Here is a 7687-nt window from a genome sequence, read left to right on the forward strand (position 1 = left end):
GCTCGTATGGATAAGGTTGTATTTCTCTTTCTACCTCTATGCCTTTTAGGCGCCATCATCATTTACCCTACTTTGAACCTTTGGCGACTGGCGCTATCCAACTTTGACATCACCTACATGAGAGAACCAGTGTTCATCGGAGTACGGAACTTTGTCCGAATCCTCGCTGACGACTATTTCTGGAGCGCCCTATGGAATACAGCGGTGATTTCGGGCACAGCGGTGGCCATCGAATTCTTCCTGGGATTGGCAATAGCACTGCTACTCAGCGGAGAAATCGGAGGGGGCAAAATATCGAAATCGCTTTTAATCATTCCCATCATGGTTCCACCGGTGGTGGTAGGGCTCAACTTCAAACTGATTTTCGACAATTTCGGACCGATTAATGATTTCCTTCGCCGAGTCGGTCTTAAACCGATTGAATGGCTCGGAAGTCCCTTATCGGCCAAGATTTCCATCATCATTGCGGATGTTTGGCAATGGACCCCTTTTGTCTTCATCATTCTCCTGGCGGGATTACAAACCGTTCCCCCAGAACTCTACGACGCAGCGAAAGTCGACGGTGCGAGTGGTTGGAAAGTATTCCGTCATATTACCTGGCCCATGCTCATACCCTCCATCACCATCGCCTTGGCCTTCCGCATCATTGACGCCCTCAAAATTTTCGACGTCGTTTACATGGTCACCAACGGTGGACCCTCTTTCGCAACCGAAGTCTTTTCCCTGAACGTTTACCGCACTGCTTTCCGCTTCGGTTCGCTGGGATACGCCTCTGCACTGGCAGTCACGATGTTCGTTGTGCTCACGTTCGTTATCTGGATGGTCATACGGGGAATGAATTTAGCGAAAAGAATGGAGTGGTAAGGATGACCCGAAAGAGATTAAAGCCCAGGTCAATTGTACGCTATTTCCTCCTGTACTTTTCCATCGGCATGATATTGATTTTCTTTCTCTTCCCCATTTACTGGCTGGCCGTTACCTCTTTGAAGTTTCCGGGTGACGTCACCGCCAGCCCGGTCATCTGGTTTCCTAAAAGGTTGACCATGGATAATTTCCGGCTGCTTTTTGGATATAGCGGCCCACTCTGGGGGCTTGAAGAGTATACGGGGCGATCCTTCTTGCCCAGTTTAATACCGTACCTGCGCAATAGTTTAATCATTGGTATCCTCTCAAGTATGATTGGCCTCTTTCTGGGCTCTCTCTTAGGGTATGGGGTGGTTCATTTTGAAATTGGAGGAAGTAGACTCTACTCCTGGCTTCTTAGCTTAAGAATGATTCCACCGGTGGTTGTCGCCATCCCCATGTTTTCCATTTTTCGCTCTTTACGACTCATCGACACCTGGTGGGCCGTGACCACGGCCCACCTGTTACTAAGCATTCCCTTCAGTGCTTTGCTCCTCATTGGTTTCTTTAAAGACATTCCCAAGGACGTGACCGAAGCGGCGCTCATCGATGGTTGCTCCAATTACCAGGCATTCCAGAAAATCGCCCTTCCCCTGGTCGCTCCAGGACTGGTTGCCGTTTTTATCATTGCTTTCCTCACCTCCTGGAACGAACTTCTCATCGCCAACGTTTTGACCACCACGGCCCGCGCCCAGACTTTTCCCGTGTACACCTCAAACTTTTCCCAGGTAGAACGCGGGACCGCATGGGGTCCGGCAGCCGCAGGTGGAATCATCGGGATTATCCCCATGCTGGTTTCCGCAACCTACATCCAGAAGTACCTGGTACGGGGCTTAACCATGGGTGCGGTAAAAGAGTAAGAGAAGGAGGTTTTCACGATGCTGTCCATGATCACCATGGAAGGACGTCCCGAAGAGATAGGAATGGCTCACGGTACACAATTCAAGGAACAAATTCACAAGGCGTATCAGGAACTCTGCCAGTTCGGTGATATCTTATCAGCAAAAAGGAAGGTGGTGCTGGTAAAACGATACTTAGACCATGTATCTGCCACTTTTCCCGATCTTCTGGAGGAGATGCAGGGAATTGCCCTTGGAGCCGAGATGTCACTGGAAAGTATCGGAGAGTTGACCCTATGGGAAGAGTTAAAAGCCCTGGCGATGGATCCCCAAGACGGTGTTCCCCATGGCTGCACCAGCGTGTGTTTTCTCAATACCCCCGATGGAACCGTGGTAGGAAAGACCACCGACATCGAGGATTTTCAGAGACCCTACTATGTTCTTCAGCACCTCGTACCCCAAAATGGGTATCGGCTGATTGGTCTTGGAAAAATCGGCAGCACCAAAATCGAGGTTGGACTCAATGAAAAGGGTTTATGCATCGCCACCGGTTCGCTTGCACCCCTTGAACAGGATGTTGACGGAATTGAGCGGATGACTCTGGTGCGGCTGGCTTTAGAGCGTTGCAGCAACGTGGATGAAGCCATCACGTTTATCTCCCGTCATCACCTTATCCGTTTAGGTCTCTACTTTCTGCTCGCAGACCCCATTAAAGCATGCGTGATTGAAAAAAGCACCATCCATCAGGGATTTCGCTTTCCCAGTCATCAGGGGACCCTTTTTGCCACCAATTTCTATTTGACCCCGCACATGGCTCCTCTCATGAATCGGAATGCTTTCTACTACCAGAACGCTTTGGAACGGTATGCAAATCTGAGTATTCTCGTTGAAACCGGCCTTCCAGCACAAGGGCTCTCAGGTATGAAAACACTGCTTCGTAACCACAGTGCACTTGGACCAGTCTGTGCCCATTTCAACGATTTAGGTATGTGTAGTTTTTACGCGTGCATCATCTTACCCCAAACGCTCCGGTTTTTACTTGCGGACGGTTTTCCCTGCCAGACGGAATTCCAAGCGTTCTCTATACAGGTTCATCACCATCCACAGGAGGGGTTCTGATGAAAACAGGTCAAGGTCTACTCGACTGGTTTACAAAAAAAGAGGAAGAGAGCCAAACGAAAAGAACCTATGCAGCAATGATGTCAGATTACCTGGAAACCCAGGTTGACCGTATGAACGAAAGGAATCAAGCGCGACTCTCTGAGGGTACATTCTTTCTGCAACAAGACCAAATCCGTAAACGGCTCCTATCTTCCTTAGGGCTTAACCCCCTCCCCCCTCGAACGCCACTCCATGCTCGATGCGTGGGAAAAATCGACCCGGCGGAGTATGTCATCGAAAAAATTATTTTTGAGCCGCGCCCGCATTTTTTGACCCCTGCCCATCTTTATCTTCCACGCCACCGCCCTTTTCCCAGACCAGCCATTCTCTATGCAGTTGGCCACTGGATGCGGGAAGGAAAGATGGAACCAGAAAATGTCCAAAAGTGCTGTATCTCCTTCGTCAGGTGTGGTTTCGTGGTTCTGGTCTATGACCCCATAGGACAGGGGGAACGAGGAGCAAGCTTTCTTGACCATGGTCATCGGGATCTACTTTTACTGGGTTACTCGCAAGCAGGGATGATGGTGTGGGAAAGCATCAGGGCTCTGGACTACCTCATGAGTCGAGATGAGGTCGATGGAAACCGGATTGGTATGACCGGAGCCTCAGGAGGCGGTTTGAATACCCTCTACACCAGCGCCGTCGACCCGCGGATCATTGCCACAGCACCAGTGTGCTATGTGACCTCCTTTCCACGGTTTCTTCGGGCCATGAGGGGAATGGACTGGAATGGAGGTATCGACCTCTGCAATCAAGTACCGGGCGTCATCGCATACGCCGGCATGGAGGGAACTTGTGCCCTGATTGCCCCCCGCGCCCTATGCATCATCAACGCTATAGAAGACCCCCAATTTCCGGTCGAAGGAGCCGAAGAAGTGGTGAGGGTCGTAAGCCCTGTCTTTGAGCACCTGGGGGTAAAGGACAGGTTGAGTTTTTTTGCCGTTCCTTCTGGTCACGGGTACTCTGAACCGGCGCAAAGAGTTGCCTGTCAATTTTTCCAAAAGTGGTTATCCGAAGACGGCGATACAGCTTTTGAGGACCGGATGGGCCATTTCAAAGTGGTTGCACATCAGGATGGTCAATGGGAGTGTTTTCCCTGGAGACAAACGGTCTCCTCAGGACCGGTTCTCTACGAATTCTCCCGTCGTGAACTCACCCGCTGGCAGAATATACGGAAAAGGTATTCCTCCGACATCACCCAACTTCGCGACTTTGCAAAAAAACAGCTGATTTCCCTACTGAACCTTAATATCCATTCCCTTGCCCCTCGTCTTTTGTCTTGCGAACAAAAGAAGGATGAGTTTTGGGGGGAAAAGGTCCTTCTTGAAACCGAACCGGGCATTACCGTTCCCCTCTATCTCATCTCCCCTCTCTCCGGTGTAACTCCGCCAAAAGAAGCCGTGGTCATCGACGACCGGGGAAAGTTCTATGGTCTTCTCGAAGAAGTATCCACCAGTCTTTTGCAGGCTGGTTTTCGCTGCATTACCTTCGACGTGCGGGGAACCGGTGAGACAGTACCCCGCCCACCAGCGTATCGTACCGTCGCTACCCTGGAAGGGACTCTGGCTCAGGTGGCGAGTGGTCCTGAAGACACCTTAGAGTTTGAAATCGCCACCAATGCTCTGATGATGGACTCCAGTCTCGTTGCCCAACAGGTATTCGATGTACTTTCGGTCCTTTCCTGGTTTTTCTCGTACACCCAACTTCCGGAAAACGATTTCCGGAAAATCGGCGTTGTCGCCTCAGGTCCCCGGAGTTGCTTCATTGCTCTTCTGGCGAGTCTCCTCACAGAACGTATCGGCTGGTTGGCGCTCCATAATCCGCTCTGTGATTTTGCCTCCGGCGTGGGAAAGGCCGAAACCGATATCCCCATGGGGATGTACATTTTTGGTTTTCTGCGATACTTCGACCTCCCGGATCTGATGACACTTCTTGTCCCTCGCCCTCTTCTGGTCAACGCTCCTTTGAATGCTTTTCGCGAAACCATTCCTCTGGAGGAGGCAAATGACATCTACGGTCCTACTCAGGAGGCTTACCGAAAGGTGGGAAAAGAAACCCATTTTGTCCTGGAACATCACCCATCGTTTTCCGAGCTCCTCTCCCGGAGAGTCAGTCTTTTTGACCTTACCCCGAACACGGAGGTACCCCAATGAAGCCCTACTCGTCACGAGAACTGGTTCTCCAGCTCTTTGCCGGTAAAAAAATCAACCTGGTTCCAAATTTTGACCTCCTTCGGAACCGCCAAGCGGTGGAGTTCTACGCGGGAAAACCCCTTACCGGACAAAAAGAAGACTGGACTGTGGTCGGAGCCGCTTGCCAAAGAGTACTGGATATGACCCGAACCCTGCGCGTACCCACTTTGCAACCCTACCAACGTGAGGAAAATGGATTTACCATCCTTTACACCGACTGGACAAGCTGGATTCTCAGGAAACCTTTTTCGGATTACCGTTCATTCATCAACTGGGTCAAGGAAGACGTGACACAGGTGGGCAATGAAACCGTTTCCGAAGAGCTGATTGAGAACACCAAAAAAGACTGGGAATGGAAACGGTCACTTTTGGGGGATACGGTGCTTCTGTGGCATGAACCCGAAGGGTGGTTCTACACCCTGTACAATAAAGCTGGCTTAGAAAACTTCATCTACCTAAGCTATGATGATCCCCTGCTCTTTTCGGAATGGATTGAAGTGCATTTCCAACATAAACTCCGCATGGTAAAAGCCCTGGCCGACCCCAGCACCACGCCCATTGCTTTCATCGGTGAAGACATTGCCCACAAGACCGGTTTGATTTTCTCTCCTCACCTTCTGGAAAAGGAGTTCTTTCCCAGATTGAAAACCCTCTGTGAGGTCCTCCACCAAAGGGGGGTGAAGGTGATTTTTCATTCTGATGGAAACCTCTGGGAGGTGCTTGACATGCTTATGGCATGCGAAATTGACGCCCTCAACCCCCTGGAACCCGAAGCAGGCATGGACCTCGAAAAAGTCCGACTGGCATGTCCGGACAAGGTCATTTTAATCGGTAACCTCGACTGTAGTTACCTCTTACCCTTCGGCGAAAAACGGGATATCGAAAGGGAAATCAAGCGAATCGTCGGTGTAGCCCGGGAGAGCGGGAGGGTCATTTTCGCTTCGAGTAGCGAACTCCATGATGGCATTCCCTTGGAAAAGATTCAGTTCATGTTCGAGACCTTTCAAAAACATCGACTCATTCCCTGACGGCAATGACGCATTGGGTTGATGTTTCCAAAACCTGGATAGAACAGGGAGGAATAACCATGCAAAGTCGAGAACGAGTGAAACTGGCCTTAGAGCACCAGGAACCTGATCGAGTGCCGCTCGATTTTGAAGCGCGCCAAGAGGTAACCCGTGGTCTTTGTGCCCTTCTCGGTTTACCCGATGAGGAAACCTTGCTCTCCTTTTTCGGGATTGACATCCGGAGGGCATCCTTAGAACCGGGGGAAGAATTTCGCAAACAGGGAGCTTTCTTCCATCCCCGACGGAAATGGGTAATTCAGATTGCCCCAGAGGGCGTTTTTCAAGATGAGTTTGGTATCCAGTACCGCACCGATGAAGAGGACCGATATTTTGGATTTGTCAGTGCACCTCTCGCTCAGGACGAAGCGCTTGAACACTACCACTTTCCCGACCCGGGGGAAGAATGCCGTTACGAAAGCATCAAGAGCGTTCTGGTAAAACACAAAGACCACTTTTTCATCGAAGCCGACGCAACCTTAACCCTTTTCGAACAAGCCTGGCAGATGAGCGGTTTTGAACACTTCATGTACAACATGCGCTATAACCCCACATGGGTGGAAAAACTCTTAGACCAGATTTTGGCGTTTCGCATGGTCCAGTGCGGGCAGTACGCCAAACTCGGCGTGGACATCATTTGCCTCGGTGATGACTTTGGCATGCAAGACCGGATGATGGTCCATCCTGATCTCTGGAGGCGGTTCTTTAAACCACGCATGAAAACCTTAATCCAAAGCTATAAAACGATTAAACCAGATGTCTACACCCGTTACCACAGCGATGGGTTCATCATACCCATCATTCCAGACCTCATTGAAATCGGCATCGATATTTTAAACCCTATCCAGCCAGAATCGATGGACCTCAAAGAAATTAAGAACAATTTCGGTACCCACCTTACCCTGCACGGCACCATTTCGGTCCAGAGCCTGCTTCCCTTCGCTACCGAAGAAGAAATTCAGAGGGAAGTGACGCGAATCATCGAAATCTGTGCTCCAGGGGGTGGTTATATCTTAGCCCCCACCCATGCCATCCAAATGGACACCCCCTTAGGCAACGTGATTCAAACGTACGACACAGCCAAACACTGGCGGTATTCCCAATCCCATCATGGTGAATCCGGGAGGGAGAAACGGTCATGATCCATTTTCCCAAAACGGCGTATCCGAAAAACTGGCTCTATCCGGTCGCAGACGAAACCAACAGCCCTCTGAAAAACATGCGTTTTTACCTTTTTCACCTACCCGCCAATCAAACCTCGTCTTTTGTTTTCGAGCAGGGCGAAACCGCTTTTGTCCTCCTTTCTGGTCAAGCACGGGCGTGGATTGGGGGAACCCTTCTGGGAGAAACAGGCTACCGAGAAAACGTCTTCAAAGAGCGGGCATCCTGTTTCTACTTTCCTCCCCACGTCCCCTTCACCGTGGAGGCCATTCACGATACCGAATGGGCGATCTTTGAAGCATTCACCTCCAAAACCGGCCAACCACGTTTTATCTCAAAGGAAGAGATCCAAGCTAAAGAGGTGGGT

At 50.5% G+C, this 7687-nt stretch carries 7 protein-coding genes; all 7 read left to right on the plus strand.

Annotated elements, in window-relative coordinates; translation table 11 throughout:
* On the plus strand, positions 1-864 hold an 864-nt coding region (locus tag ABDK92_10560), incomplete at its 5' end, for a sugar ABC transporter permease (GenBank protein MEN3187043.1).
* A 2-nt stretch (positions 865-866) separates the two neighbouring features.
* Positions 867-1763, plus strand: coding sequence for a carbohydrate ABC transporter permease (locus ABDK92_10565; protein ID MEN3187044.1), 897 nt, complete (start codon positions 867-869; stop codon positions 1761-1763).
* An 18-nt stretch (positions 1764-1781) separates the two neighbouring features.
* Positions 1782-2861 (plus strand): C45 family peptidase, encoded by a 1080-nt coding sequence (locus tag ABDK92_10570; GenBank protein MEN3187045.1) that lies wholly within the window; start codon positions 1782-1784, stop codon positions 2859-2861.
* Positions 2861-5056, plus strand: coding sequence for a prolyl oligopeptidase family serine peptidase (locus ABDK92_10575; protein ID MEN3187046.1), 2196 nt, complete (start codon positions 2861-2863; stop codon positions 5054-5056). The genes ABDK92_10570 and ABDK92_10575 overlap by 1 nt, the downstream gene beginning before the upstream one ends.
* Positions 5053-6123, plus strand: a complete 1071-nt coding sequence (locus ABDK92_10580) for a uroporphyrinogen decarboxylase family protein (GenBank protein ID MEN3187047.1) — start codon at positions 5053-5055, stop codon at positions 6121-6123. Before ABDK92_10575 ends, ABDK92_10580 begins: the two co-directional genes overlap by 4 nt.
* A 59-nt stretch (positions 6124-6182) precedes the next feature.
* Entirely contained in the window at positions 6183-7301 is a 1119-nt protein-coding gene (locus ABDK92_10585; GenBank protein ID MEN3187048.1) for a uroporphyrinogen decarboxylase family protein, read from the plus strand.
* The coding region (locus ABDK92_10590; protein ID MEN3187049.1) for a 5-deoxy-glucuronate isomerase at positions 7298-7687 on the plus strand (390 nt) is incomplete at its 3' end. The genes ABDK92_10585 and ABDK92_10590, both read left to right, overlap by 4 nt.

Source organism: Atribacterota bacterium, assembly GCA_039638595.1.
In the GTDB taxonomy this organism is placed as follows: Bacteria; Atribacterota; Atribacteria; order Atribacterales; family Caldatribacteriaceae; genus Profundicultor; species Profundicultor thermophilus.